Source organism: Desulfosarcina ovata subsp. ovata, assembly GCF_009689005.1.
In the GTDB taxonomy this organism is placed as follows: Bacteria; Desulfobacterota; Desulfobacteria; order Desulfobacterales; family Desulfosarcinaceae; genus Desulfosarcina; species Desulfosarcina ovata.
The window spans coordinates 4,316,057-4,341,423 of the sequence record NZ_AP021879.1 but is presented as its reverse complement, the minus strand read 5'-3'; the positions used below and the strand labels follow the sequence as shown (position 1 = coordinate 4,341,423).

Sequence of the window (25,367 nt, the reverse complement as noted above, 5' to 3'; positions counted from 1 at the left end):
CACAACTCCGCAGTTAAGAACAGCGTATCGAATCGGGCCGGCCCGAAAGCGGAACATGCATGCAGGCGGTGGGCATGGTCGTCGGATTCCAATGCCGTTAGCGGCTTCAGACGGGTTCTTCGAACCGGCGCTTAAGCGAATCTATCGGGCACGCGACGCATCAGGGAAAAGCGTTGACAAACATCCGCCAAATAGTTAGCTAGGTAACTATTAACAATTACAATAAAAACAACGTATCCAGGGTTCGGCTGATCGACAGGCTCGAAAATCGTGGTCGGGTCGAAGGGCGGCGGTCTTGATCCCAGTGACCGGAGAAATCATCGTTTCAGCAGAGCGGAATTTGAAATGTCTTCACGCGCCACTCCCAAAATAATGCCTTCGTCTGACTCAAAGCGGCAATCGGCCCTTGAGCGCTCGGCCATTTTCGTGGCCACCCTGACCTCTTTCATGGGACCGTTCATGATTTCGTCGGTCAACGTCGCCCTGCCGGCGATCCAGCAGGACATGGCCATGAACGCCGTCCAGTTGAGCTGGGTGGCCACATCCTACCTGCTGGCCATGGCGGTTGGCCTGGTCCCGGCAGGCAAGATCGCCGATATTTACGGCCGCAAAAAAATCTTCAGTACCGGTCTGCTCATTTACACCGCCGGATCGACAGCCGCGGCCTTTGCAGGAACGACTGCCGGGTTTATCTTTTTGCGGGTGGTCCAGGGGCTGGGAGCCGGCATGTTCGTAACCACCGGCATGGCCATTCTGACATCCATTTTCCCGCCCCAGAAGCGCGGCCGGGCCATCGGGCTGTATGTGTCGGCGGTCTATGTGGGGCTATCGGTCGGGCCTTTTCTGGGTGGCTTCCTGACCCAGCAGCTCGGCTGGCGCAGTATTTTTGCAGTGATGCTGCCGCTGGGGCTCGGCTCCATCACAATGACCCGCGCCTTCCTCAAGGGGGAGTGGGCCGATGCCCGTGACCAGCGTCTGGATATCATCGGATGTCTGATTTATGCAGCCGCCATTCTCGCGCTGGTGTACGGGGCCTCGCTGCTGCCGTCGGCAACCGGGTCCGGTCTGGCATTTGCCGGCCTGTTGGGGCTGATGCTTTTCTTTTTGCAGCAAAAACGGGCCACCGATCCGGTTTTCGAGGTGTCTCTGTTCCTGAACAACCGGACGTTCACCTTCTCCAGCCTTGCCGCCCTGCTCAATTATGCAGCCACCTTCGCCCTCACCTTCATGATGAGCCTCTACCTGCAGTACATCAAGGGTATGCCCCCGCAGACCGCAGGCACGGTGCTCATGGCCCAGCCGGTCATCATGGCAATCTTCTCACCCATTGCCGGGCGGCTCTCGGATCGCATCCAACCGCGTCTTCTGGCCACCTGGGGAATGGTTGTCACCGTTGCCGGGATGCTTGTCTTCACGCAGCTGCACACACGCAGCGCCATTGGCGGCATCATCGGCAACCTGGTGCTGCTCGGTTTCGGATTCGGGCTTTTTTCCTCCCCAAACATGAGCGCCATCATGGGCGCCGTTGAAAAAAAGGATTACGGCATTGCTTCCGGTACCGTGGCGACCATGCGGCTGATGGGCCAGATGACCAGCATGGCGATTGCCACCGTGGTGCTGACCCTGCTGGTCGGCCACCGGACCATCGAACCGCAGAACTACGACCGTTTCCTGGCCTGTGTTCGGACGGTGTTTACGATTTCGGCAGGTTTGTGCACCATCGGCATTTTCTTCTCCATGTTCCGGGGGCGGTTGCGTCATCCACAGGGTGAATAAGACTTCATTTCTCACCATCATCGGGATTCGTTTGCGGGTTTTGTTGAATCGCTTCGGTGAGACCCTCAGAGCCCGTTTGATAAATCCGTCTAAAGCCCGCTAACGGCGTTGGAAAGTATCTCAAAATGCTCACATATTACATATATGCTCCGCTTTTGAGCCACTTTCCGCCTTGTTATCGGGCCTGATCCAGACTTCTCAAACAGGCTCTCAGATGTGGCGGATAAATTCCCGCAGAAGCGTGTCGAAGGTCCTTATTTCCGCCTCCGAGAAATTGGCCGTGCATTCACGGGTCAATTTCAGGTGAAAGTCGGAGTGGCGCTGGTAGTGTTCGGTCCCCTTTTCGGTCAACTGGATCACGTAGGAACGCCGGTCGGCCGGGTTTTGAATTCTTTGGACAAGCCCTTTTTTCTCCAGGTTGTCAATCATCACCGTCAGGGTACCGGTGGTCACTCCCATTTTGGAAGCCAGATCTTTCATTTTGATCATGCTGTTGACGCCGAGGATCTCGATGGTATGCATCTGCGGCAGGGTGATGCCGCTGCCCTCGACGACGGACTGTTCCCAGGATGACAATTTTTCATAAAATTCGATGATCAGGTCCGACAGCGCGTTCATGAACACCTCTCCATCAGGTTTCCCGGGTAAAAACAATCGACGATGACAGTGTGACAACGAATATCGATCCGATATTATGCGTCACCGCGCCCATGATCGGCGAAAGCATTCCCGCGGCACCGAAAGCGATCGCGACCAGATTGATCATAAGACTGACCGCGATGCTGATTTTTATCGTCCGGGTCATCTTTCGGCTCAAACGGATCAGAAACGGCAGCAGTGCGATGGTGTCGTTCATCAGGACGATATCGGCCGTGGACAGCGCCATATCCGATCCGCGCAAGCCCATGGCGATGCCCACGGCGGCTGCCTTCAGCGACGGGGCGTCGTTCATTCCGTCTCCGGTAAAGACGGGATTCAGGGCGGACGAGGCTTCGATCGTGGACAGCTTGTCCTCGGGTTTGAGCCGCGACCGGTAATCGGCGATGTCCACGGCGTCGGCGATGCGCCTGACGGCCGCTGCGGAATCCCCCGAAAGGATAGCGATTCTCTCGGCCCCCAGGGCGATGAGGTGTCTGACGGTTTCGGCAACCTCCGGCCGAGGAGGGTCGAAGAGATCGATCTCGCCGGCCGGCAATCCATCAACGACGACCTGAATGCGTGTTTCTCCGCCGGTGGCACCGGTACTGCCGGCAAAAACCCCCACCGACTTCCCGTCCACGATGCCGTTGACCCCGAAACCGGGGATGACCGATATCTGGCCGGCTGTTCGTTGCAGGATGCCCCGTTTGGCCGCCTGGTCTAAAATTGCTGCGGCAATGGGGTGCGTGCTACCCCGTTCCACCGCTGCGGCAAACGCCAGCAGCGCATCCTCGCAGAATCCGTCGGCTGGCCGGATCGCGGTGACCATCGGCTTTCCGGCGGTGAGGGTACCGGTCTTGTCGAAAAAAAACGTCCCGGCATGAGCAATCTTCTCAAGGTAGACCCCGCCCTTGACCATAATGCCCGACTTGGCCGCCCGGCCGACAGCCGCGACGGTGGCCACCGGCCCGGCCAGCAGGAACGAACAGGGGCACCCCACCACCAAAACGGCAATGGATCGCGTGATATCCCGGGTGATCAGGTAAGTCAGCACGGCGATGCCAACGATCAAGGGGGTAAAATAGGCGGCGTAACGGTCAACGATCCGTGCACTGCCGACCTTGCTGTTCTCAGCTTGGTGAATCAGGTCGAGGATCCGGCCGATGGTCGCATCATCGCCCGTTCGCTTGACCTTCACCTTGAGATATCCGTCGAGGTTCAGGGTCCCGGCAGACAAATCGTCCCCCACACCTTTGGAAACAGGCAGCGACTCACCGGTCAGAAGGGATTCGTCGATGGATGCGGTGCCGATGATGATCTCACCATCGACGGGGATGACCTCGCCGGCCTTGACCACGGCGGTCTCGCCGACACGGACCTCACCGATCTTTTTTATCCGCTGGCGGCTGCCGGTTTCAATCAGAGCCGTGTGCGGGTTGACCTTGACCAGGCTTTCGATTGAACGCCTGGCCCTGCTGCTCAGCGTCTCCTCGATAAACGCACCCAGGACCATAATGAAACTGATCAGGGCCGCCTCGAAAAAGTTGCCGTTCAGCACACAGGCAACGATGGCGATGCTGACCAGTTCGTCGACGTTGACTTTTCGCTGGAAGATGCCCTTGAGGGCACCGGCAATGATCGGCAGTCCGTTGATCGCCACGGAGAGCATCAGGCAAAGGTTGAAGATGGCCAGACCGGCTGGAAAATTCATCGGGCTTCCCCAGGCATCGCCCCGTGATAACAAATAGCCCGCCGGAATCAGAATGCCACCGGCCATGATACGGTAAAAATCCGCTGACTGAAAAACCGCCTTGTATACCGACAGGTCGCCATACCGTCCGATCATGCTCTTGCCTCCACAGCCCGGCCTCATTGTTTGAAACTCGGTTATCTTGAACATCAAACAATCAGAAGATCAAACGAATGTCAACAGACATATCGCCCATCTACCGGGCACGCGGAAAAATCCCCGTGTCGGTAAAAACGCGACGGGCTCACGCCTTCACCGCGGCAGCGGAGAATGGATCTCCCACCAGGGGCGTCTCTGCCACCAGGGGCCGCCAGTCGCCACGCGTCAAGGGGTGCAGCGGGGTCGGCCGCCCGGTCAGCGCCTGGAAGGAAAGGACGATGAGCAGTGGAGAGAGCCATAACAGGGCGAAAAGAGTATCCGGGTAAATCCCGATCAGGCAGAGACCAGCAGCGGCGACCGCAAGGGTCACCGTGGGAATGATTTTGGTTGCCGGAAGATGGATGCCGCGGCACCGGGACAGGCCGGCGCCCAGCGCCGGGATGGTGAGCAGCAGTTCGATCATCCAGATTTAACGGATCACTTGATCCAGGAAATGACCACGGTACCGAAAATCAGGGCAAGGATGCCCATCAGGCGATACCCCTGGTCATTCAGGTTGTCCAGCCAGGCCTGACTGGTTTCGAACAGGCCGCGGGGATTGAAGTAGATCAGAACGCCCTTAACGATGCCGAGAACACCGATCAGGCCAACAAATCCGACATGGGACGTGGATGCTGCGCCGATCAGCAGGAGCAGTCCCACAACCGCCGGCACCAGTGCCAGCCAGATGCGATCCAGCCGGGTCAATACGCTTTTGAGATACGCTTTGTAGTCCTCCGTGTAAAGGATTGCAATTGCGCCGGCGGCAACCCAGGCAAAACCCAACAGATACACCACGAATTTCATCGCATAAACCTCCTCTTTTCTTAGGATTGTCTGTTTTCCGTAAAAAATTTAATAGTTGCAGTCGAAACCGTCTTGCTGCAGTTATTTCTGGCCCGTCAATTATCAGTGTTCAGCATTGATTGGTAGTCAAAAACAGATTGTAAATACGGTCGTCACATCACTTGTGGCAGCGTCTGAAATATGGTAGCAATTTTCCGATTCTGGAAAATGATTGTAACGGTCCCGTCAAAAACAGATCTATAATTGTAGCAACCGGTTAAAAAAAATACCGTACGGAAAGACTGTCGATGGATGAACCCCCCTACATCATTGTAGACAACCAGAAAATTCTACCGATCGAACGGGCACCGCGGTCGAACCCGGTAGCCGACGGGAAACGCGGCCGGGAGGACGATCCCTTTGGGATTGTCGATCGGGTCACCCTGTCGCGGGAAGGCCTTGAAAAATCCAGGCAGGCGCTGGATGTTGTTGAACCTGATCGCCAATCACCGAAGCCCACGCCCCCCCCGCAGTTGACCTATTCACCGAAAATACGGCGCTGATTGCCCCCTTATTTACGGCAGAAAAAGTGCAGGTTAAAAGGGTCGTTGGGGATTTCCGCCACAGTCACCTGACCAAATCCGGCCTCGCCAAGCATTTTTTCGGCTTGCTGACGGCCCCACATCATCCCCAGGCCAGCACCGCCATCCACCAGCCCCACCGGCATGCAGTGCATCAGGCTGACCGTGTAGAGAAACGCCCCCATGGGATGACTGCGGTTGCCTCCGATGCCACTTTCCGCAGCGATGTCGATCATCGAAAAGGCGCCATCCGCTTTCAGTATTTCATAAATCCCCTGAAGGGCTTCCAGGGGGCGGGTCTGATCGTGGATGGCATCGAAGGCGGTGATGTAGTCAAAATTTCCGGACAATTCGTTGGGATGACGCAGCTCGGCCGCATCGCGCACATCGAAGCGGATGTTCTCCAACCCGGCGTCACGGGCTCCGGAACGGGCCGTCTCCAAAGCCTCACGGCTGATGTCGATACCGGTAAAGTGACTGGCCGGAAACGCCTGGGCCATCACCAGGGTCGCCACACCCTGAGCACATCCCAGGTCACAGACCTCGATCCCTCGCCGGAGGGCGTCGACCAGTCGGCCGTTGTCCACCGACGGCAGAAAAACATCCACCAGCACCTGCCGATGCTTGGCATCGCCCAACTGCCCCATGAAATCGTGAAAATCGGGGTATTGTTCGTAGGGGATCCCCTCACCGCTGAGAAATCCCTGGAAGACCCGCTCCATGGCGCTGACCGTGAGCAGTGGAATCTCCTGGGTGTAAACGCCCAGGTTGCCGCTGCCGGCCCGACGGGCAAGCAGATCGCCGTGGGCCTTGGGTAGAAAAAATCGCTCGGTGCCGTCGTCTCCCGGCACCAGTTCGACGATACCGCCACACACCATGATCCCCAGCCACTCGTTCACGTAGCGGCAGTTGAGATTGGCCTGCCGGCTGATTTCTTGCGCGCTGCGGGGCCTCACTTCGGCATCCATGATATCGAAAAGGCCGGCCCGGTACCCCAGGCCCATGGCCAGATTAAGGGAACCGTAGTTGAGAATATCGATCATCTTCTCCGGAAAGCTTTTGGTTGGTTCGGCTGATTGCATCTGTTCTCCTTCGAATCCACACTCAATTTAAACCGTTTTCCATGAGAATGCCCCGCTAATGTTCCTTCCGGTCGGTCGCCAAAAGGTGCTGCATGGCATCGGGCAAGCCGCCGGAAGCAAAGGTTTTCATACCGGTCTCACCGGGAAGCCGGAAGCTCAGCGTGTGGGCATGCAAGGCCATCCGGCTGAAATGGCATTGCCGGGAAACAAATTCCAGGGAACGTACCGACCCGTAACGCCGGTCACCCACCACCGCATGCCCGGCCAGACAGGCATGCCGCCGGATCTGGTGCTTGCGGCCGCTCAACAGTTCGCATTCCACCAGTGAATAGTGGTCACTGGTCTCCAGTGCCCGCCAACGGGTCGTGCAGGGCTTCCGTTTTCCCCTGCCCACAGGATTTTTGCGGCCACCGGCTGCATCGGTGAGCGGCCAGTGCCACGTGCGCCAGCCGGCATCGGTCGGCAGCATGCCGTGAACCATTGCCAGGTAGCGTTTGTGCACGCTTCGGGCAGCAAACTGGGCACCAAAGAATGCACCTGTTTGGCTGTCTCCGGCCAAAAGCACGATGCCGCTGGTATCCCGATCGAGGCGGTGGACAGCATGAACCCCGGGCATATTGCGGTCGACAACCGGCACCTGGCCGGCCTTTACCGCCATATGCACCAGGGAACAGAGATCCTGCCCCGGATCGTTGTGGATACTCATCCCACAGGGTTTCTCCACCACCAGCCAACGCGGGCCGCAGCCCACCACAGGTAGCGGAACATCAACGCCGCCGATGACAACCGGCGTGGATGATTGCGTTTGCATGATATTGGGCCGGGCCGCGTCGAATCGTTTTTTATGGACGGCCATCGGACTCCAGTACCCGGGCGATCTTTTCGTAAATGGTCCGCCGCTCCTTTTTCAAAATTCCGTTATACACCACTTCCTGGACAATGCCATAATTGAAACGGTAAACCGGCTCGTGCGGATCCGCCTGGCGACGAATCAGGCCCTGCCCGGCCAGCTGATCCAGGCAGGCCGTTAGCACTTCCGGAAAATCGGTAATCCGCCGAAGCAGTGTCAGGTGGAAAACCCGCCCGATGACGGCGGCCTCCTGCAGGATGGCCTTGGCGTTGCGGCCCAGCCGATCCAGACGGGAGTGGATGATGCTGTTGATGGTCGAAGAGAGATCCGGAATGGCGACCATGTCCTCGAAATGCCACCGGTTGCCGATCCGTTTCAGACGCCCGGCATCGATCAGTGCGTTGATCACTTCTTCGATAAAAAAGGGGTTTCCCGCCACCCGGCTGGTCAGGTAATGGTCAAGGGCTTCCGGAATCGCACGGGTTCCGATCAGCGACTGAGCCATCGCCCTTGATGCGGCAACATCCAGATCACGCAAATGAATATGCTCCCAGGCATGGGAGACACGTTCGCCGTTCTCCCCATGGGCAAAATTCAACGATGACCGGTAACTGATCACAAACATCAGGGGCAGGCCCGGCTCCCTGAGAATACAACGAATCAGGGAAAGGGAGGACGGATCCGCCCAGTGCAGATCCTCAAGGCAGACAATCGTGGGCGCCTTACGGGAAAGCACCGACAGAAGGCAGGTGACGGCCTGCTGAAGCCGGGACTTGAAAACTTCCTGATCGGAAACTACGGTTTCAAGCGATGAGGGTGTATAAAAGCCGGCCAGATAAGAGGCCACCGTATCCCCATCGGCCACCCACCGACCGAGACCGGCATGGAGTTTTTGCAGGATCACCGTATCACCATCGGCCTCGTCAATATCGAAAAACCGATTGAGCATATCGATAAACGGGTAGTAGGGAACGGCACGGGTATACGTATAGGCATAGCCGTCCAGCCAGCAGATCCTCGACCGACGGGTCGATGCCTTGAACTCGGCAATCAAACGGCTTTTTCCGGTACCGGCATCACCGCAGATGGTCAGCACCGTCCCTGCCTGCCTGTGAAGACGCAAGGCGGCATCCCTCATCTGCTTCAATTCACGCCCTCGCGCAATCAATCTGGTTTTGAGCCCGTGAACCCGCCGGACCTTCTCCGGCCGAACCACGGCATCTGCCACGCGGAAAACCGCAATCGGCGCCTCCCGCCCTTTCACCGCGACCGCAGGCAGCGCCTCAAAACGAAAAAATCCGGCCGCCGAGGAGAAAGTACCGCTTTCCGCAAGAACCTCTCCCGGCGAGGCCAGATCCCTGAGCCGGGCAGCCAGATTGACCGTATCCCCGGTAAGGCCGGGTCGTCCGCTCTCTTTTTGCGTGACCCCGGTGACCACCAGCCCATAGGCAATCCCCGACCGCATGGAAAGCGGTTCACCGATGCACCCCGCCTCGGCCCTTCCCAGCCGTTCGGCCATGCGCCGAATATCCAGCGCCGCCCGAATAGCCCGGACAACATCATCTTCATGGGTGCATGGCATGCCGAAAACGGCCATTAAACCGTCCCAGAGCATCCGGTCGATATATCCACCGTAGCGCTCGATGATGTTGACCGACTCTTGGAAGAGATGGCGGGTGACCTCCCGGATATCTTCCGGATCGACGCGGCGGATGATTTCCCGATAGTGGCAGATGTCCGAAAAAAGGACCACCACATGCTTCCTCTCACTTTTCAGGGACTCGTGTTGCCGATCGGCATCCGATGGAAGGAAATGGCCGCACTGGTCACAAAACCGGCTCTCCGGCCGGTTCATGTTCCGACATTGGCGGCACTGGACCTGCGGTATCAAGGGACCACCGCAATGGCGGCCCGTCGATAACGCCTCATCGATTTCAGCATGAGATGTAGAGCAACACATAATTGGCTGGCCTTTCGCAGGGACACAAAAACATTGGCCATCTGATACCCCACTGATCCTGACAAGTCAAACCCGGGTACCGCGTGGCCGTCTGATTTTATACAGTATCGTTCAATGTCCAGGATATTCCAGCGCGCCGCCCGTTGAGGTGTATAGACAACGCGATAGACGCGGACAGGCCGGCCATTCCAACGGCCCGATACCGCAGCAAACTTTTTTGTGCATTGCAACATTTTGGCGTTGACATCCCTGAACGAAGCTCTATAGTAGATTTAAACCAGAAACATAAATAAATAACTAACGGAGGAACAGATGGATCAGAAACAGGTGTTCAAACAGATGGTGACTTTCAACAAATCCGCTTTCAACAATGCCTACAATGCCATGATCATGGTACAGGATCAGACGGAAGCCATGGCCAATACCATATTGAGCCAGGCGACCTGGTTGCCCGAGGAAGGCAAGAAAGCTGTCCAGGAATGGGTGGGTGCCTTTAAAAAGGGCCGCGAAACATACAAACAGTCTGTGGACGATGGGTTTAAAAAGATCGAGGAGTTTTTTTAAAAACAACCTGAGACAACACCCGCCAACCAAAGGGGCGGTCCCGAAAAGGCCGCCCCCCGAGTTTGAGGAGTCCCAATGATTGGTAAAAGCTTTGACGAACTGCATGTCGGTGATACGGCCCAGTTTTCAAAAACCGTGACCGACACCGATATCTATCTGTTTGCCGGTGTCACCGGTGACCTGAATCCGGCCCACATTGACGAGACCTACGCCAAGGGAACCTTTTTCAAAACACGCATTGCCCACGGCATGCTGTCGGCCGGATTCGTTTCCGCAGTTATCGGCACGCGCCTGCCCGGCCCGGGCACCGTTTACATGCATCAGTCCCTGGACTTTCTGGCACCGGTATATATTGGCGATACGGTGACCGCCAGGGTCGAAGTGATCGAAAAATTGGAAGCCAAGAAGCGGGTCCGGCTGAAGACCGTCTGCACCAATCAGGAAGGCGCCGAGGTGCTGTCCGGTGAGGCACTGGTCAGTCCGCCCCGGCCGCCCAAAGCCACCTGACCGACCCTATTGTGAACGAAGACTATTTGACAGAAATCGCCTTAAGATAATGTTTTTGGCAAGGCCAGAGAGAGAAAGCTGTATCAACCATACCGCTTTCGACCGATAACGCAGCCCAAAAACATTATCTTGAAGGCTATGAGCCGCTTGAATTCTTGATCCTTTTCCTGCATGGAGCCCTTGATCGCATCACCGCCGGAAAGCATGCCAATGATCCGGCCCGCTTTCTGAATCAGCAGATCCCGCTCGCCACCGACGCACCGTCATGCGTCACCAGAATTGCTCCCACCTTGTTCGTATTCATTATTTTCAAGGCATCGATAAATAGTGCTGCTCCGCCCATCTGTCAAACGATCCGCGTCCTGGCGTGTTGACACCGACCAATGCTCCCAATTATAGTCGGGCCAGGTTCCATGCCATCCCGCAACAAAGATCCTATCCCCGCACAGTGACCGCCGGACTGTTTTGAGACAAGCTCGGCTGCCGGTGGCAGGAACCCTGACCCCCCACAACAGTGGTGCTCCCCATGCAGATGACGCCTAAAAATTGGTTTTCGGCCCTCCGGCATCTTTTCCAGCGACGCCTCCCTGAAGATCGCAAGCTCGGCCAGGTATTGATTGAACGCGGTATTCTCACGGAACGCCAGTTGAACGATGTCCTGGCAGCCCAGCGCCAACGGCTGGTGGACACCGGTCAGGCCGTCCGCCTGGGCCACATGATCACCGAACTGGGGCTTGCTGCCGAGGCCGACGTGGTTGCGGTCATCAATGAGAATTTCAGAATCTCGGTCGCCTCCCTGTCGGATAACATCCGCGAACTGATCCTGCGCCGCCGCGGACCGCTTGCCCAGCGGCTGCCCAAACCGGCCATGCCCATCTGGCTCAAGCTCTGCCTGGGCGTTCTGCTCATCGTTACCGTCACTATCGTCTCCTTCAGCTATTTCATGATCAATCGGCAGAAGGCCCGCCTGTTCGATCAGACCGTGACCGTCGGAACGGTGAGCCTCAACTATTTTGTCAATAACGCCCGAATACCTCTCATCCAAGATGACATTCTCAGTCTCAATACCCTGATCAAAGCGGCTACCTCCACCGAAGGGCTGCGCTACGCCATGGTAACCGACACCCAAGGGCTAATCCGCGCCCATACCGATGTGGGCCGCATTGGAACCCGGCGGATCGCGCCCAAGGCCACGGCATCTCCCGTAAAGCATGGCGACACAACCTATTTTTCCTTCCCGTCGGCCTCCGGCGAACAGATTCTCAACCTGACCCGCGATGTGGTGTTTCAGGACAAACGGCTGGGAAGCGTTCATGTGGGGGTATCGCTTAATTTTATCGAACAACTGGTCGATAAGGAAATACAGTCGATCCTGATGATGACCCTGGGAACGGTCAGTTTCGGATTGGCGATTGCCGTTTTTATCGGTATCCGTTTCGCGCAGCCCATCCAAACGCTGGTGGCCGCCACCGAAGCCATCGGTAAGGGCGATTACCACTACCGGGTGGCGCTGAACCGCAATGATGAGCTGGGCAACCTGGCCACCGCTTTCAATCAGATGGGCGAGGAGCTGTTCCGGCATTCATTGACCCGCCAGTCCTTTGGCAAATATGTCGGGGCAGAGGTGCTGGAGATGATTCTGGCCGATCCAGAAAAAATGTGGCTCAAGGGCCACAAGAACGAGGCCACCATTTTTTTTGCCGATATTCGGGGATTTACCGCCTACTCGGAGAACCGTGAACCGGAGCTGGTCGTGGAAATGCTCAACCGTTATTTCGAAATCGCCACCCGCGCCATTCTCGATTATGGCGGCTATGTGGATAAATTTATCGGCGATGCCGTCCTGGGTGTGTTCGGCGTGCCGGTATTCAGGAAAGATCATACGGAGCGGGCCGTGCGGGCCGCACTGGCGCTAAAAACGCAATTGCAGGCAAGCAGCATCAACGGAAACACCATGCTATCATCCGTGGGCATCGGCCTTCACACCGGCCCCATCGTATCGGGAAACATCGGCTCCCAGGACAAAATGGAATACACCGTTATCGGCGACACGGTCAATCTGGCGTCGCGGCTCAGCAGCCTGGCCGCCGCAGGTGAAGTCCTGGTGACCTCGGCGATTTGCGAGCCCCTGGCCGATCGCATCCAGGTGGAACCGGCCGGCGTCCGCAGCATCAAAGGGAAATCCGAACCGGTGAAGACCTTTCGGGTCACCGCCATCGAGCAGAGGGCGCATGTCAGATCAAGCCGGTAATTTTTTTCAACACTGGAAAACGTTGGCGTCTGTGATGGTAATCGCCGGCATGGCCTGGGTGGTCACCATCGTGGGGATTCTTTTTCCGGCCACCGGCCACGCCGGAGAGAGCAATCCCCGCTCGGCCCCCCCGCTGCCCCGTCTGGTGCGTGCCGGCCAGGGCGATACGCCGGAGACGCTGGCCAGTCGCTACCTCAACGATGCCGGCAGGGCATGGACGATCGTCGAATATAACGGCGTGGACGCGTTCACCGAAGGACAGGCGGTTCTGATTCCCATAGCCCCGTTCCGGCGTGGTGGGTTGGCTTCGGACGGTTACCAGACCGTTCCCGTCCTGGCATACACGGACATCGCCGAATCGCCAGGCGAACCCGGCCAGATCGTCCGGACCGACTTTGAAGCGCAACTGGCCTGGCTGAAGGGAAACAACTTCAACAGTATCAGACCGGAAGATCTGATCGCTTTCATGGATTTTACCGGTCAGCTTCCCAGACGCGCAGTGCTGATCAGTGTGGACACCCAATCCCGGCAATTTTTCGATTTCGGCCTGCCCCTGCTGCAAAAATACGGTTTTACCGCAACCCTTTTCGTTGCCACCCGCGGCGTGGGCCGAAAAAGCGCCATGACCTGGGAACAGTTGGAAATGCTCCAGCAGATGGGCTTCACCATCGGCTGCCGGGGACGAAGCGGACGCTCGCTGACCCGGCGGCAGAAGGGACAGCGTAGCGAAAACCATTTCAAATGGATGGCGGCCGAACTGCGCCAGGCCAAACAGACCATCGAAATCCGATTGGGCACGGCCTGTAAATTTCTGGCCTGCCCCGAAGGCGACACCAACGCGCTTTTGGTGGCCGCCGCCGTAAAAATCGGGTATACGGCCATTTTTTCGCGCAAAACCGGCGTGACCCCGTTTTTTGGTGACCGCTACACCATCCCCCGCATCGTCATCGATCCGCACACGACGCTGTCCAGCTTCACCGACCAGATGACCCCCATGAACCAGGCGGAACTGAACTGATGATCCGTCAATTGCCATGGATCGTTCTGATCGCCAGCCTGATTCTCTCCGGTTGCGCCGGTATGGGCGATTCCGTATCCCATTTCCTCCAGTCCGGCCCTTTCTGGCGGGCCGAACAGGCCGATGCGGTCCGGCAACGGGCCCGGCAACTGGAAACCGATGGCGACCTGGCCCTGGCATTGGCGCACTGGCAGGTGGTCCGACACATCGCTTTTGGAAAGACCGACGCCAAACAGGAGATCGCCCGCCTGGAAAAAACCATTGCCGCATCGGTGCAGACCCATTTTCAGGAAGGGCAGCGGGCCCTGCGCCAGAATAAACGCCAGTCTGCCCGCGACCACTTTCTGGCAGCGTTGCGCCTGGACCCTGATTTCCAGCCGGCCCGGGAACAGCTCAATGTCCTGTGGGCCCCGTTTCCGTTCATGATCTACCGGACCGCCAAGGACGAGGATCTGGCCGATGTGGCCAAAGCGGTCTATGGCGACCGCAGCCTCGCCTTTCTGGTTGCCTGGTTCAACGACCTGCCGGAAGACGCCACACCGGCCCCGGAAACCGTCCTGATCCTCCCTAAAAAGGAGAAGGCCGCCACCGACCTGAATGCCGTTCCCGACGAAACCGCGCAAAAAACCACCGTGCTGGCAACCCTTGAGACCGCCCGGCACAACCTGACCATTGACAACCAGCTGAATCTGGCCCGCAAGCATGTGGCCAATGGACGGTTCCGGCAGGGCCTCGATACCGCCGAAAAAGTCGTGGCAGAAGCGCCGGACCATCCTGCCGCCAGAAACCTGGCCATCGAGGCCCGTTTCCGACTGGCCCGCGAGCATGTGGACCAGGGAGACTTTCTCGAAGCCCTCGCGGTATTGGCCCGGGCCGACGAAAGCGATGCACTCAGCATGGCCCTCAAATCCCGTGTTGAGAACCGCCTTGTGGAACTGGCCCAGGAACACTACCGCAACGGCGTCAAACTCTTCATCAATGAAAACCTGAAAGCGGCCATCCGGGAATGGGAACAGGCCCTGGCGTGCAACCCGAATCACCCAAAAGTCCGCGAAAACATCGCCAACGCCCGCCAGCTGATCGAAAAAATCGAAACAATGCCGTAAGACGGTGGATCACGATCCCGCGCCCGCCCCGTCCAACCGATAATCCCACCGGTCACCCCACCAACCACTCCAGCGCAAGGCCCACCCAGATCATCAACATTTTCGATCCATCTGCGAATCGATATCCGTTCTGTCAATTAGACTTTTCCAACCGGCGATGGTAGCACATCGCAATCGCTTTTATTCCAGTGGGTTCCCTATATTTCGAATCTTCATTCAATCTCATCAGAGGAGGTTTAACATGTCACAGCGGAATCGATGGTTTGATTGGGCAATGGCGTTGGTGATTCTGGTGGCAACCGGGTTCTCTCCGGCCATGGCCGACGATCTGGCGCCCTTTGCCGGACAGGCGGGCAGGGTGGCCATTTCCGGCGGTACCGCGCACATTCCGGTGATGAAGGAAGCCGCCAAACAGATCATGCAGCGCTATCCGGACATCCAGGTTACCGTGGCCGGGGGCGGCTCCGGTGTGGGCATCAAGCAGGTGGGCGAAGGCCTGGTGGAGATCGGCAACTCCGGCCGCAAACCCACCGATGAGGAAATTGCCAAATACGGCTTAACCATGTTCAAGTGGGCGGTCGATGGCGTCGGCGTGGTGGTCAACCCGAAAAATCCGGTGACTGAACTGACCAAAGCCCAGACCAAGGCCATCTTTGCCGGCCAGATCGGCAACTGGAAAGCGCTGGGCGGACCGGACAAGACCATCAACCTCTACACCCGTGACGAAGCCAGCGGCACCCGCGCAGTGTTCTGGAAAAAGGCCATCGAAAAAGGCGCGATCAGCAGCAGCGCCAATGTGGTGGTTTCCAACGGAGCCATGAAATCGGCCGTGGCCGGCGACCCTTACGGCATCGGCTATGTCTCCGTGGGCCACATTGATGCCAGCGTTACGCCCGTGGCCCTGGACGGCGTGACCCCGACGTTGGAAACGGTGAAAAGCGGCGCCTATCCCGTGTCCCGGGGACTTTACAGCAACACCAAGGGCGAACCCACCGGCCTGACCCGAATCTTTATCGATTTTCTCTTCAGCCCGACCGGCCAGGCGATCGCCGCTGAAAAGGGGTTTGTGGCTGTCAAATAGCTATGCCTGGAGAATGCTTGAGCAAAATCGCGGAGCCGTGGGTAAGACGTCTTCTGGGGCTGATGGCCGCATTCAGCGTGGCCGTCACCGTGCTGATGTTCGGCTTCATGGTAACGCTGGGCCTGCCCCTGATCACGGAGGGAACCTTTTTCAACATGTTCACCGGGCCGTGGCAGCCGGGCCAGGGGGCGTACGGCATCGCCCCCATGATCGTGGGCACGGCGGTCATCGCCGGCCTCGGCATGGCGGTGAGTTTTCCGGTCAGTCTGGGCTGTGCCGCCCTGATCAGTGTGCTGGGGCGCGGCTGGCTGCCGATCCTGCTCCATCGACTGGTGCGTTTTATGACCGGCATTCCCACCGTGGTGTACGGGTTTGCCGGTATTTTTCTTCTGGTGCCCCTGGTGCGTGAGTGGGCCGGCCGCGGTTCGGGGCTGTGCATCCTCTCCGCCGGCCTGCTGCTGGCCGTGCTCATCGCGCCAACCATGATCCTTTTCTTTACCGACAGTTTTGCCACGGTTCCGCGGTCCTACCTGCAGGCCGCCGACGCCCTGGGCGCCAGTCCGGTACAGAAACTGATCCATGTCTTTATCCCGTGCGCCTGGCCGGGACTGGTCAACGGCGTGGTGCTGGCCATGGGGCGCGCCGTGGGCGATACCCTGATCGCCCTGATGATTGCCGGCAATGCCACGGCCATGCCGGGTGCGCTGACCGAACCGGCCCGCACGCTTACCGCCCATATCGCCCTGGTGGTGGCCGCCGATTTCGACAGCCTGGAGTTCCGTACCCTGTTTGCCTGCGGCATCATCCTTTATCTGTGCACCACGCTAATGGTGGTTCTGACCCGGGGGATCGGTGCGCTTAGGGAAAGGCGACCATGACCCGCCGTCTGGTCGAAACCGGCGTCACCATCATGGCCTGGCTCTGCGGCGCACTCCTGACCACCAGCGTGGCCGGGCTTCTGGGGTATGTGATCGTCAACGGCGCGGGCAGTCTCTCGGCCAGTCTCTTTTTCGGCGACACCGCGCCCATGGATGCCCTGCTGCTGCGTCGGCAGGTGTTTGACGGCATCTTCCCGGCCATGGTGGGTACCCTGGTCCTGGTGGGACTCTCCATCATCATCGCCGTTCCCGTGGGCGTGGGGGCCGGCATCTATATGGCCGAATTCGCCGGGCGCCGGATCAAAGGGATCTTCGGCCTCTTTTTCGACATCCTGGCAGGCATTCCCTCTGTTCTGGTGGGGCTTTTCGGATTCAGCCTGGCGGTATTTCTGCACCATCGCCTGTCGGATCGGATAACCCCCTGCCTGCTGATATCGGCCCTTTCACTGGCGTTTCTGGTTCTGCCCTACCTGATCCGAACAACCCAGACGGCCCTGGAAGCCCTGCCCCGACAAATCCGCATCACCGCCCCGGCGCTGGGCGCATCACGCCTGCAGACCCTTTTTTATGTACTCCTGCCCCAATCCCTTTCCGGCATCGTCAGCGGCATCATTCTCTCCATTGGCCGCTGCGCTGAGGACACGGCCGTCATCATGCTCACCGGTGTGGTAGCAACGGCCGGCATTCCCACCTCCCTTCTGGCCAACTACGAGGCCCTGCCCTTTTTCATCTACACCATCTCCGCCCAGTACGCCGATCAGGCCGAGCTGATGCGCGGCTACGGGGCGGCAATCGTCCTTCTGGCCATCTGTGCCGCTTTGTTCACCCTGGCCGCCGCCATCCGCCACCGGCTGGCCGACCATCTGCTTTACGGCACGCGGTAAATAGGAGGTTTGCATGCAGGTTGCGCAATGCGTCAAAATCAAGGTTCGCCAGCTCTCCTTCGCCTATGGCGACCATACGGTACTGAAAGATTTGACGTTTGACGTTCAGGCAAACACCGTCACCGCGGTGGTGGGCCCCTCCGGCCAGGGAAAATCCACCCTGCTGACCGTTTTCAACCGCCTCTGGGAAGACATTCCCCATGCCCGCCTGGCGGGAACGGTGCGCATCCGTCTAAGCGGAAACGAGCGTGACATCTATCACCGGGCCTGCTCGCTGACCGAATTGCGCCGCCAGGTGGGCATGGTCTTTCAGACACCCAATCCCCTGCCCATGAGCATTTACAAGAATGTGGCCTTTCCGCTCAAACTGGTTGGCGGATCGACGCGTTCGCAGACCCGTGACCGGGTTAAGCGCACCCTTCGGCAGGCATTTTTGTGGGACGAGGTCAAGGATCGCCTGAAGGATGACGCCCGCGCCCTCTCCGGCGGTCAGCAGCAACGCCTGTGCATGGCCCGGGCGCTGGTGCTGAATCCGGAAGTACTGCTCCTGGACGAGCCCACCTCGTCCCTGGACCCGGCTGCCACCGAAACCATCGAGCAACTGATTCTCAGCCTGAAAACCGCCTGCACCATCGTCATGGTATCCCACGACATGGCCCAGGTCGAACGGGTAGCCGACCAGTGGATCGCGCTAAGGGAAGGACGGATCGTGGCGGATTGAACCGAAAAGCGTTCAAACGTTCCACATTTTTATAACCCAGGCAGCGGCCTGAGGCGCGATAAATGGGGTGCTATAGAACCATGGGTACGGCAACCGCGTCCCGATGGGCCTTGCCATAAAGCCGTTCTACCAATGCCAGGGCGAACTCCACGGCGGTCCCCGCGCCTCGGCTGGTCATGCAGTTACCGTCCACCACCACGCGCTGGTCGACATCCGCCGCAGATGCCAATCCGTCGACAAAGCCGGGGTGACAGGTGGCCCGGCGCCCCTGGATCAAGTCGTGATGTTCCAGAACCACGGCCGGGCTGGCGCAGATCGCCCCGAAGAACCGCTCCTGTTCGTTCTGGCGTCTGAGAATTTGGGCCAACTCGGCGCAGTCGCGCAGGTGCTCGGCACCGGGAATGCCGCCGGGAAGGACCACCAGATCATAAGTCTGGTCCACGCAGCTTTCAATCAAGGTGTCGGCCACGATCACCACGCCGCGAGAGGCGGTGATCTGTCGATGGCCACTCACCGAGGCCACGGTGACGGTGGCACCGGCCCGTCGCAAGACGTCGATAATGGCCACGGCCTCCAGTTCCTCGGTGCCGTCAGCCACCGGGACCAGTACGGTTTTCTCCATGTCCGCTTCCTCGCCCATTGGATGTTGCAGTTGATCAAGGAATTCATTTATGGTTTATGTCATTATAGATTGCCAATCAATACCATATGGGAGCGTGTTTGATGAAACAACGGATTGTTGCCATCACCCTGCTGATCTGCCTGCCGCTGGGGTGTGCGTTTTATGCGGAAAAAGCCAAAATGGAGCGGTACAGCCTTATTCTGGATTCCTATGAAACCGCCATGCGCATGTCGGATTTCAACACCATCTGCCAGTACGTGGATCCCGCTGCCATGACGCGTCAGGACTGCCTGAAGCAGTTCGGCGATATCAAGTTGGTCGATTACAAGGTCGCCCATATGAAGGCGTCCGAAGATCGCATGCAGGTGGAACAGGAGATCGACGTCAGCTATTACGCCTTGAGCAATATTCTCCTGAAAAAAAAGAGCTATAGTCAAACCTGGACCTACGACGAGCAGAAGAAAAACTGGCTGCTCAGCGCTCCGCCGTCTTTTGAATGACCCCTGCGTAAATTTTGCTTTTTACCTTTCTGACAATGCTGCGTATCGTGGGGCCGTTGGCGGCCAGAAAGATGGTCAGCTCCTCCAGATCATCTTCGTCGATCTGGAGGCCACTGGATTCGATCAATTCCGACAGCGCACTGGCGGCATCCAGTATGCGATCCCAGGCATCGGCCTCTTGTTTGGTAATGGCGGCCATGGAGGGGGGTTATTTGCCTTTGGCCTTGCCCACCGGGGCCTTCTTTTTGGCCGTTGCCCGCCGGGGTGTCTCCGCTTCCGTTTCGGCTTCCGGCTCCGGCGAACGCGGCGGTTTTGCCATGGGGGTCAGGCCTTTGAGAATCCGGATCACTTCAGGCCCGTTTTGGGCCAGGAAAACCGAAAGGGCATCAATGGTGGCGTCGTCCAGATGGGTCTCCAGACCGGCATCCTTGATGAAAGCGGCCAGGTTGTCGGCGGCGTCCAGCATTTTATCATAGGCGTCAGCTTCTTTTTTAACCAGGAATTCCTTGTCCAGTTCGACACCATTGCGCACCACCACGTATTTGGTAATGACGGCCATGAAACGGGCTCCTTATTTGTTGAAACGTTCCTATTCCCGGAAACGAAGATACCTGCGTTGAAGATCGTAGACCACTTGGGTGAGGCGTTGCTGCTCCTCTTTTTCGATGGTACAAAATTTCAGGGCAAAGCGGTGGATCTCTTCTTGCGCGTCGTTTTCCACGCGGACGACTTCCGCTTTTTTCACCTCAATCGTATCACCGGGGTTGCCTGGAAAGACAATGCGGCTGTCAAAAACCTGCTGCTCCTTTTTTAATACCGGCCCACGCATGAACTTGAAATTGTGTTTGATCAGTGCTCCATAAACCCCGCCCAGGCTAACATTGATGAGATCCAGAACCCCATGGATTTTTTTCAGTTTAAAATGCATCTGGGTACCGGGCAAGGTGTTGATGCGGAAATTGTAGCGTCGCTGAAGCCGCTCGACATGTTCCGGAAAAGGAATCCTGAGACCCTGCCGGGAAAACCGGCCCCCCCGGGTGCTGAACAGATACTCGAGCCGGTCCGGCCCGTTGAAATTGAACCGCAGATGCCAGCGCTGATTTTCACCGGCAATATTTAGAAAATCCTCCGGCGGATCGACGAGCAGAACGTTTCCGTCAGCCGTTTCCTCCATTCCGGTAAGGCAGGTGAGGCTGTCGAAACCGGCACCGACGACATTCATGGACAGGATCACCTTTTTTTGAATCAACTCCGCAAACAACTCAACCAGCTTTTTGCCTTCCAGTTTTTCCGCAGCCCCCATTTTCCAAATCCTTGATCAAACAAAGTCATTTCAACCTGATTTTATAGCCTTTTTCCATTTTTCGGTCAGCATCGTAAAATCTTTAATACAGAAATGACAAGGCGTCATGCAATGCTTTTTATGCTTGTGACAACAGGTCCGAGGCGTCTTTATTCTTTTTTCGCGTCCGTGTCTGTGTCCAGTTGGCGGTATCGTTCGGTCTCTTGCGCCTGAATGTCGCCGATTTGCTCCTTCATCTCCCGGTAGCGTTCAAGGTCTTTCTGACCGGCGGCGGTTTTTACCGTGTCATCCACCTGATCACGGGTGTCCGTGCCTTCACAGCCAGCCGTCATCAGCAGCCCGCAGAAAAGCAAAATCAGCAGTAACGCGCGTGTAAGGCTCTGGTCGGTTTTCATCATGGCTCCTATTCAAATTGTTTGCGAAACGATTCAAACCTGTCCTCAAGATCGGCCATCTGCTCCCGTAAATCGGAAACCTCCTCCTCCAGCTGTGCCAGCCGGTCACATGTTTCCGCTTTGACCGGTGGCGAAACGGATTCGTCGGGCCGGTCAATGCCGTCCGGTTCGTCCGAGAGAAGATGTGCGTAGCGGGCCTCCTTGTGGCCGGGCAAACGGTCCAGGCGGCGGATATGTCCCCACTCGTCCAACCGGTCCAAGGTTTCCTGCACGGCATCCAGCCCGTCGAAAGCATGCAGGCGGTCGCTGCGGCCACGAATGGCCCCGGGCGTCTGGGGCCCGCGCAGCAGCAGCACACAAAGCACGGCCGCTTCGGCGGCCACCATGTTATGCTGGCGGGTGAAGCGCTCCTCGTACTTGGGAACCCGGCCCATGGTGCTTCGGTTGACCCAACCTTTTTTCTCCAGTGCGTCGGCGGCATCCTGAACGGTCTGCTCGTCCCAGGCGACGACCGGGTCGCGGTTGGACTTCTGATTACAGGCGTTGGTCAGGGCGTTGAGGGAAAGGGGATAGTACTCCGGTGTTGCCATGGATTTTTCCATCAGACAGCCCAGGACCCGGATCTCCTGTTCGCTGAGTACGATTTCCATGGATTACGATTCCTTGAGCGATTTTTTGACCGCCGCCAGGGTTTCGTCGGGCATGCTGAAGCTGTGCTCGGGAGCGGGGAAGGCCGATGTGCGAACCTCCTCGCCATAGGATTTGATGGCATCGATGATCGTGGGTCTGATTTTGGTGTACTGTTTGACGAACTTGGGCACGAAACGGTCGAACAGGCCCACCATGTCGTGGGTGACCAAAACCTGGCCGTCCACGTCCACGCCGGCACCGATACCGATTACCGGTACGGAGACCGTTTCCGCGATCAACCGACCAAGGGGAGCGGGAACCGCTTCGGCCACGATGGAAAAAACCCCGGCCGCCTCAAGGGCCTTGGCATCCTCCACGATCCGACGGGCCGCCGACGCATCCTTGCCCTGCATCTTAAACCCGCCCAGGGCGCTGGCCGTCTGGGGGGTGAGGCCGATATGACCCTGTACGGGAATGCCGGCTTTGACGATGGCCTGAACCACCGGTGCGAAATCCACGCCGCCTTCCAGTTTGACCGCATCGCAGCCGCCCTCTTTCATCAGCCGGCCGGCATTGATGATGGCATCACGGATGCCGGTGTTGTAGGTCATGAAAGGCATGTCGCCGACAACCAACGGCCCTTTGCAGCCGCGCACCACGGCCTGGATATGGTGGATCATCATCTCCAGGGTCACCGGTACGGTGCCGTCCAGCCCCAGCACCACCATGCCCAGGGAATCGCCCACCAGGACCATGTCCACCCCGGCTTCATCGGCCATCAGACCAAAAGGATAGTCGTAGGCGGTGATCATAACCAGCTTGCGGCCCTCTTTTTTTGACTGGATAATACTCGGGATGCTTACTTTTGTGTCGGACATGAAATTTCTCCTTTTTCAGGTTCCCTCCCGATCGATGGATTGGGGGCGGGAGCCGATTGATGGTGATCGGTTGTGCGCGCCCGCTCGGGAGTACCACCGTCCGATCGATTGTTCAAAGGGCTCAAGGGGCCGAAGATCTGGCCGCCAATATTTTCAATAATGGCCCTGCAGGGTCTCCACCAGTGCGCTCAAGGTCCGGTTGACAGGGGTCGGAACGCCGGCCGTTTCGGCCATGCGAACGATAAAACCGTTGATGGCGCTGATTTCGGTGAGGCGCCGGTGATCCACATCCTGTCCCATGGAAGATCGGTTGGGGCCGGTGGCGGCGGCGATCTGAAATACCTTCTCCACCGGATCTCCGTCGATGGCGATGCCTTTGGCCCGGGCAACGGCGATGGCTTCCTCGACGGCCTCACGGGACAGTTGGCGGGTTTCCGGCTGGTCCAGCAGCTGGCCGTTTTTAATGCCGGTCAGGGCGGTGATGGCGTTGATGCCGATGTTGATGAACAGTTTGGCCCACAGCACCGCCCGCACATCGTCGACCACCCGGGTGACGATGCCCGCGCGGTTGAACGTGTCGGCAAGCGTTGCAGCACGGGCGGTTTCGGTTGACGTCCAGGCGCCGATCACGGTTTCGCCGCTGCCGGCGTGGCGGATGGTTCCCGGTTCAAGAAAGGTGGCACCGTTGGCGGTGGTCCCGGCAATGATCCGCGATGGATCCACGCTTTCGGCGAGCACCTCGGTATTGCCCATGCCGTTTTGCAGGGTCAGCACCAGCCCGGATGACCCGGCCAGGTCGGCGGCGGTTTGGGCGGCGGCGGCGGTATGGGCGGACTTGACGAAAACCACGGCCAGATCCACGGGGCCGATGTGCTGCGGATCGGTGGTTGCCGGCAACCGCACCGTTCTGCGCTGATTCTGTTTTTCGATGACCAGCCCGTTGGCGTTGACCGCATTCACATGGTCCGTGCAAATGTCCAGCAGGGTGACGGTTTCACCGGCCTCGGCCAGCAGCGCACCAAAGAGGCTGCCCATGGCACCGGCACCGATCATTGCGATTTTCATGCTGCTCCCTTTCCGTGGTTTCGGATACTGCAGTTTATCATATCGGTCCGTTGGCGGACATCTGCCATGTATAGCATTCAAGATAATGTTGTTGGGCTGCGTTATCGGTCGTCGCGGTAATCATTATACAGCTTCCTCCCTTAAGGCCTTGCCAAAAACATTATCTTAAATACTATAGCGTACGGATATCATTGTCAGGCTGCAGGTTGGTGGCGAATTGTTTCGCTTAAACGGTTTCGGGTTGATCGGAAATTCTTTTGTGCCCTTTTCATTCCGGCAGGCATGTATCTGTTTTAACAAGGCTTCGGAAAATAGTCAAAGCCGGCGGGCCAGATCGCGGTAGGCGGTGATGCCGAAGGCGCTTTCGGCGTCAAGGATGCCGTGGATGATAGCGCGTGCCAGGCAGTCGGCGGCGGCATGGCCGATTTCATTGATGCATACCTGCGCGGCCGGCATCGTGAAAACCCCGCCTGATTCAGGCAGGGCCTGTTTGCCGGTGGCCAGGCAGAAAACCACGTCCCCGTCGAACAGGGTGTGTGCCGGGCGGATGGCCCGGGCCATCCCGTCGTGGGCCATCATGGCGACCCGTTTGGCCTGCGCCTTGGTGAGGATCGCATCGGTGGCCACCACAGCCAGGGTGGTGTTGTGGGCCGGTTTTGCCTCCGGTGCCGGGGGGAGCACCACCGGCCCGTGGATGCGACCGCCGAATTCCCCATCGATTTCCAGACGCGCCTCCCAGAAGGTCCCGTCGGCGGGATCGATGGCCGATCCCATGGCGTTAACGGCGGTCAGAACGGCAACGCTCATCCCGGATTCCAGAACAATGCTGGCGCTGCCGATGCCCCCTTTGATGCCGCCGGCCCTGGCACCCGTACCGGCGCCGACGCTGCCGCCGGTGACCGGCCCGGAAACCGCGCACCGGCAAGCGGCCTCTCCCCACCCGGCATCCACCGGCGGCCTGAAGCAAGGGCCGCGTCCCAGGTCGAAGAGCACCGCCGCCGGAACGATGGGTGCGACCTGGCCCTCGTCCAGGGGGAATCCGATCGACCGGGATGCCAGATGGCGCACCACCCCGTCGGCCGCGGCCAGTCCGTAAACCGAGCCGCCGCTCAGGCAGATGGCCTGCACGGTCTCCACCAGGTTCTCCGGGGCCAGAAGCTCGGTCTCCCGAGTACCCGGTGCTGCGCCGCGGACATCGACACCGCCCACGGCCCCGGCGGGGCAGACAACTACGGTGGTGCCCGATGCGGCGGCCGGGTCGCTGTAGTGACCGACCCGGATACCGGGAACATCGGTCAGCGCGTTGTATTTACCGGGATGGGGGGATGGTCGACGCATCGGGTTTCCGTTTGGTATGGGTGTGGTGACGGGCCGTGAATCCACGGCCTGCTCGGCCGGCGTT

The 25,367-nt window shown here is 58.4% G+C and carries 28 protein-coding genes; 12 read left to right on the top strand and 16 right to left on the bottom strand.

The genetic code is table 11. The features are described 5' to 3' along the window. Positions 1 to 345 precede the first annotated feature (345 nt). Positions 346 to 1,776 carry an MFS transporter gene (locus tag GN112_RS19220; protein WP_231713908.1) on the top strand — a complete coding sequence of 477 codons (1,431 nt, stop codon included), beginning with the start codon at positions 346 to 348 and terminating at the stop codon, positions 1,774 to 1,776. Between the two features lie 210 nt (positions 1,777 to 1,986). Here GN112_RS19220 and GN112_RS19215 read toward each other — a convergent pair whose 3' ends face one another. From GN112_RS19215 to GN112_RS19200, 4 genes are all read right to left on the bottom strand, one after another. Further along, positions 1,987 to 2,394 carry a MarR family winged helix-turn-helix transcriptional regulator gene (locus GN112_RS19215; RefSeq protein WP_155311700.1) on the bottom strand — a complete coding sequence of 136 codons (408 nt, stop codon included), beginning with the start codon at positions 2,392 to 2,394 and terminating at the stop codon, positions 1,987 to 1,989. 13 nt (positions 2,395 to 2,407) lie between these two features. After that, positions 2,408 to 4,261: a heavy metal translocating P-type ATPase gene (locus GN112_RS19210; protein ID WP_162459016.1), complete on the bottom strand. Its 1,854-nt coding sequence runs from the start codon at positions 4,259 to 4,261 to the stop codon at positions 2,408 to 2,410. Between the two features lie 148 nt (positions 4,262 to 4,409). Next, entirely contained in the window at positions 4,410 to 4,727 is a 318-nt protein-coding gene (locus GN112_RS19205) for a hypothetical protein (protein ID WP_155311698.1), read from the bottom strand. A gap of 14 nt (positions 4,728 to 4,741) precedes the next feature. Further along, on the bottom strand, positions 4,742 to 5,110 hold the full coding sequence (locus tag GN112_RS19200) for a hypothetical protein (protein ID WP_155311697.1): 369 nt from the start codon (positions 5,108 to 5,110) through the stop codon (positions 4,742 to 4,744). 287 nt (positions 5,111 to 5,397) lie between these two features. Here GN112_RS19200 and GN112_RS19195 point away from each other — a divergent pair, with 287 nt between their 5' ends. Continuing rightward, positions 5,398 to 5,652 carry a hypothetical protein gene (locus GN112_RS19195; RefSeq protein WP_155311696.1) on the top strand — a complete coding sequence of 85 codons (255 nt, stop codon included), beginning with the start codon at positions 5,398 to 5,400 and terminating at the stop codon, positions 5,650 to 5,652. 8 nt (positions 5,653 to 5,660) lie between these two features. Here the strand turns inward: GN112_RS19195 and GN112_RS19190 are convergent, their stop codons facing one another. The 3 genes from GN112_RS19190 to GN112_RS19180 are packed head-to-tail and all read right to left on the bottom strand — an operon-like array spanning position 5,661 to position 9,493. Then, the gene (locus tag GN112_RS19190) at positions 5,661 to 6,752 is read right to left on the bottom strand and encodes a class I SAM-dependent methyltransferase (RefSeq protein ID WP_155311695.1); all 1,092 of its coding nucleotides are present in this window, start codon (positions 6,750 to 6,752) and stop codon (positions 5,661 to 5,663) included. Positions 6,753 to 6,807: 55 nt separating this feature from the next. Then, positions 6,808 to 7,608: an RluA family pseudouridine synthase gene (locus GN112_RS19185; RefSeq protein WP_231713906.1), complete on the bottom strand. Its 801-nt coding sequence runs from the start codon at positions 7,606 to 7,608 to the stop codon at positions 6,808 to 6,810. Next, complete coding sequence (locus GN112_RS19180; protein WP_173179757.1) at positions 7,595 to 9,493, bottom strand: adenylate/guanylate cyclase domain-containing protein; 1,899 nt, start codon at positions 9,491 to 9,493, stop codon at positions 7,595 to 7,597. Before GN112_RS19180 ends, GN112_RS19185 begins: the two co-directional genes overlap by 14 nt. Before the next feature lie 381 nt (positions 9,494 to 9,874). On the opposite strand from GN112_RS19180, the gene GN112_RS19175 reads away from it, so the two are divergent. From GN112_RS19175 to GN112_RS19135, 9 genes are all read left to right on the top strand, one after another. Beyond that, positions 9,875 to 10,126, top strand: a complete 252-nt coding sequence (locus GN112_RS19175) for a hypothetical protein (protein ID WP_155311693.1) — start codon at positions 9,875 to 9,877, stop codon at positions 10,124 to 10,126. A gap of 75 nt (positions 10,127 to 10,201) precedes the next feature. Next, entirely contained in the window at positions 10,202 to 10,633 is a 432-nt protein-coding gene (locus tag GN112_RS19170; protein WP_155311692.1) for a MaoC family dehydratase, read from the top strand. A 526-nt stretch (positions 10,634 to 11,159) separates the two neighbouring features. Next, positions 11,160 to 12,884, top strand: a complete 1,725-nt coding sequence (locus GN112_RS19165) for an adenylate/guanylate cyclase domain-containing protein (RefSeq protein WP_155311691.1) — start codon at positions 11,160 to 11,162, stop codon at positions 12,882 to 12,884. After that, positions 12,865 to 13,902, top strand: coding sequence for a polysaccharide deacetylase family protein (locus GN112_RS19160; protein ID WP_155311690.1), 1,038 nt, complete (start codon positions 12,865 to 12,867; stop codon positions 13,900 to 13,902). The genes GN112_RS19165 and GN112_RS19160 overlap by 20 nt, the downstream gene beginning before the upstream one ends. After that, positions 13,902 to 15,008 carry a tetratricopeptide repeat protein gene (locus GN112_RS19155; protein WP_155311689.1) on the top strand — a complete coding sequence of 369 codons (1,107 nt, stop codon included), beginning with the start codon at positions 13,902 to 13,904 and terminating at the stop codon, positions 15,006 to 15,008. Before GN112_RS19160 ends, GN112_RS19155 begins: the two co-directional genes overlap by 1 nt. A 241-nt stretch (positions 15,009 to 15,249) precedes the next feature. Further along, entirely contained in the window at positions 15,250 to 16,089 is an 840-nt protein-coding gene (locus GN112_RS19150; protein WP_197743355.1) for a phosphate ABC transporter substrate-binding protein, read from the top strand. Positions 16,090 to 16,106: 17 nt separating this feature from the next. Continuing rightward, positions 16,107 to 16,967, top strand: a complete 861-nt coding sequence (locus GN112_RS19145; protein ID WP_231717066.1) for a PstC family ABC transporter permease — start codon at positions 16,107 to 16,109, stop codon at positions 16,965 to 16,967. Next, the gene (locus tag GN112_RS19140) at positions 16,964 to 17,851 is read left to right on the top strand and encodes a PstA family ABC transporter permease (protein ID WP_155311688.1); all 888 of its coding nucleotides are present in this window, start codon (positions 16,964 to 16,966) and stop codon (positions 17,849 to 17,851) included. The genes GN112_RS19145 and GN112_RS19140 overlap by 4 nt, the downstream gene beginning before the upstream one ends. 13 nt (positions 17,852 to 17,864) lie before the next feature. Continuing rightward, entirely contained in the window at positions 17,865 to 18,572 is a 708-nt protein-coding gene (locus tag GN112_RS19135; RefSeq protein ID WP_155311687.1) for a phosphate ABC transporter ATP-binding protein, read from the top strand. 70 nt (positions 18,573 to 18,642) lie between these two features. On the opposite strand, the gene GN112_RS19130 is transcribed toward GN112_RS19135, so the two are convergent. Further along, on the bottom strand, positions 18,643 to 19,194 hold the full coding sequence (locus GN112_RS19130) for a DJ-1 family glyoxalase III (protein ID WP_155311686.1): 552 nt from the start codon (positions 19,192 to 19,194) through the stop codon (positions 18,643 to 18,645). A gap of 101 nt (positions 19,195 to 19,295) precedes the next feature. Between GN112_RS19130 and GN112_RS19125 the strand changes: the two genes are divergently transcribed. Then, a complete protein-coding gene (locus GN112_RS19125; RefSeq protein WP_155311685.1) occupies positions 19,296 to 19,694 on the top strand; it encodes a hypothetical protein in 399 nt (132 codons plus the stop codon). Here GN112_RS19125 and GN112_RS19120 read toward each other — a convergent pair. From GN112_RS19120 to GN112_RS19085, 8 genes are all read right to left on the bottom strand, one after another. Continuing rightward, positions 19,669 to 19,893: a YebG family protein gene (locus tag GN112_RS19120; RefSeq protein ID WP_155311684.1), complete on the bottom strand. Its 225-nt coding sequence runs from the start codon at positions 19,891 to 19,893 to the stop codon at positions 19,669 to 19,671. The genes GN112_RS19125 and GN112_RS19120 overlap by 26 nt on opposite strands. A gap of 9 nt (positions 19,894 to 19,902) precedes the next feature. Beyond that, positions 19,903 to 20,253 (bottom strand): YebG family protein, encoded by a 351-nt coding sequence (locus GN112_RS19115; RefSeq protein ID WP_155311683.1) that lies wholly within the window; start codon positions 20,251 to 20,253, stop codon positions 19,903 to 19,905. A 30-nt stretch (positions 20,254 to 20,283) separates the two neighbouring features. Beyond that, positions 20,284 to 20,997 (bottom strand): PilZ domain-containing protein, encoded by a 714-nt coding sequence (locus GN112_RS19110; protein ID WP_155311682.1) that lies wholly within the window; start codon positions 20,995 to 20,997, stop codon positions 20,284 to 20,286. A 149-nt stretch (positions 20,998 to 21,146) separates the two neighbouring features. Continuing rightward, positions 21,147 to 21,392 (bottom strand): hypothetical protein, encoded by a 246-nt coding sequence (locus GN112_RS19105; RefSeq protein WP_155311681.1) that lies wholly within the window; start codon positions 21,390 to 21,392, stop codon positions 21,147 to 21,149. 8 nt (positions 21,393 to 21,400) lie between these two features. Further along, a complete protein-coding gene (locus GN112_RS19100; protein ID WP_155311680.1) occupies positions 21,401 to 22,042 on the bottom strand; it encodes a YceH family protein in 642 nt (213 codons plus the stop codon). Between the two features lie 3 nt (positions 22,043 to 22,045). Continuing rightward, positions 22,046 to 22,900 (bottom strand): 3-methyl-2-oxobutanoate hydroxymethyltransferase, encoded by an 855-nt coding sequence (gene panB / locus GN112_RS19095; protein ID WP_155311679.1) that lies wholly within the window; start codon positions 22,898 to 22,900, stop codon positions 22,046 to 22,048. 153 nt (positions 22,901 to 23,053) lie between these two features. Continuing rightward, positions 23,054 to 23,965, bottom strand: coding sequence for a ketopantoate reductase family protein (locus GN112_RS19090; protein ID WP_155311678.1), 912 nt, complete (start codon positions 23,963 to 23,965; stop codon positions 23,054 to 23,056). A gap of 315 nt (positions 23,966 to 24,280) precedes the next feature. Further along, the gene (locus GN112_RS19085) at positions 24,281 to 25,303 is read right to left on the bottom strand and encodes a P1 family peptidase (protein WP_155311677.1); all 1,023 of its coding nucleotides are present in this window, start codon (positions 25,301 to 25,303) and stop codon (positions 24,281 to 24,283) included. Positions 25,304 to 25,367: the final 64 nt, after the last annotated feature.

Coding starts and splice junctions, on each gene's coding strand:
- GN112_RS19220 (WP_231713908.1), top strand. CDS start 346: ATGTCTTCACGCGCCACTCCCAAAATAATGCCTTCGTCTGACTCAAAG.
- GN112_RS19215 (WP_155311700.1), bottom strand. CDS start 2,394: ATGAACGCGCTGTCGGACCTGATCATCGAATTTTATGAAAAATTGTCA.
- GN112_RS19210 (WP_162459016.1), bottom strand. CDS start 4,261: ATGATCGGACGGTATGGCGACCTGTCGGTATACAAGGCGGTTTTTCAG.
- GN112_RS19205 (WP_155311698.1), bottom strand. CDS start 4,727: ATGATCGAACTGCTGCTCACCATCCCGGCGCTGGGCGCCGGCCTGTCC.
- GN112_RS19200 (WP_155311697.1), bottom strand. CDS start 5,110: ATGAAATTCGTGGTGTATCTGTTGGGTTTTGCCTGGGTTGCCGCCGGC.
- GN112_RS19195 (WP_155311696.1), top strand. CDS start 5,398: ATGGATGAACCCCCCTACATCATTGTAGACAACCAGAAAATTCTACCG.
- GN112_RS19190 (WP_155311695.1), bottom strand. CDS start 6,752: ATGCAATCAGCCGAACCAACCAAAAGCTTTCCGGAGAAGATGATCGAT.
- GN112_RS19185 (WP_231713906.1), bottom strand. CDS start 7,608: ATGGCCGTCCATAAAAAACGATTCGACGCGGCCCGGCCCAATATCATG.
- GN112_RS19175 (WP_155311693.1), top strand. CDS start 9,875: ATGGATCAGAAACAGGTGTTCAAACAGATGGTGACTTTCAACAAATCC.
- GN112_RS19170 (WP_155311692.1), top strand. CDS start 10,202: ATGATTGGTAAAAGCTTTGACGAACTGCATGTCGGTGATACGGCCCAG.
- GN112_RS19165 (WP_155311691.1), top strand. CDS start 11,160: ATGCAGATGACGCCTAAAAATTGGTTTTCGGCCCTCCGGCATCTTTTC.
- GN112_RS19160 (WP_155311690.1), top strand. CDS start 12,865: ATGTCAGATCAAGCCGGTAATTTTTTTCAACACTGGAAAACGTTGGCG.
- GN112_RS19155 (WP_155311689.1), top strand. CDS start 13,902: ATGATCCGTCAATTGCCATGGATCGTTCTGATCGCCAGCCTGATTCTC.
- GN112_RS19150 (WP_197743355.1), top strand. CDS start 15,250: ATGTCACAGCGGAATCGATGGTTTGATTGGGCAATGGCGTTGGTGATT.
- GN112_RS19140 (WP_155311688.1), top strand. CDS start 16,964: ATGACCCGCCGTCTGGTCGAAACCGGCGTCACCATCATGGCCTGGCTC.
- GN112_RS19135 (WP_155311687.1), top strand. CDS start 17,865: ATGCAGGTTGCGCAATGCGTCAAAATCAAGGTTCGCCAGCTCTCCTTC.
- GN112_RS19130 (WP_155311686.1), bottom strand. CDS start 19,194: ATGGAGAAAACCGTACTGGTCCCGGTGGCTGACGGCACCGAGGAACTG.
- GN112_RS19125 (WP_155311685.1), top strand. CDS start 19,296: ATGAAACAACGGATTGTTGCCATCACCCTGCTGATCTGCCTGCCGCTG.
- GN112_RS19120 (WP_155311684.1), bottom strand. CDS start 19,893: ATGGCCGCCATTACCAAACAAGAGGCCGATGCCTGGGATCGCATACTG.
- GN112_RS19115 (WP_155311683.1), bottom strand. CDS start 20,253: ATGGCCGTCATTACCAAATACGTGGTGGTGCGCAATGGTGTCGAACTG.
- GN112_RS19110 (WP_155311682.1), bottom strand. CDS start 20,997: ATGGGGGCTGCGGAAAAACTGGAAGGCAAAAAGCTGGTTGAGTTGTTT.
- GN112_RS19105 (WP_155311681.1), bottom strand. CDS start 21,392: ATGAAAACCGACCAGAGCCTTACACGCGCGTTACTGCTGATTTTGCTT.
- GN112_RS19100 (WP_155311680.1), bottom strand. CDS start 22,042: ATGGAAATCGTACTCAGCGAACAGGAGATCCGGGTCCTGGGCTGTCTG.
- panB (WP_155311679.1), bottom strand. CDS start 22,900: ATGTCCGACACAAAAGTAAGCATCCCGAGTATTATCCAGTCAAAAAAA.
- GN112_RS19090 (WP_155311678.1), bottom strand. CDS start 23,965: ATGAAAATCGCAATGATCGGTGCCGGTGCCATGGGCAGCCTCTTTGGT.
- GN112_RS19085 (WP_155311677.1), bottom strand. CDS start 25,303: ATGCGTCGACCATCCCCCCATCCCGGTAAATACAACGCGCTGACCGAT.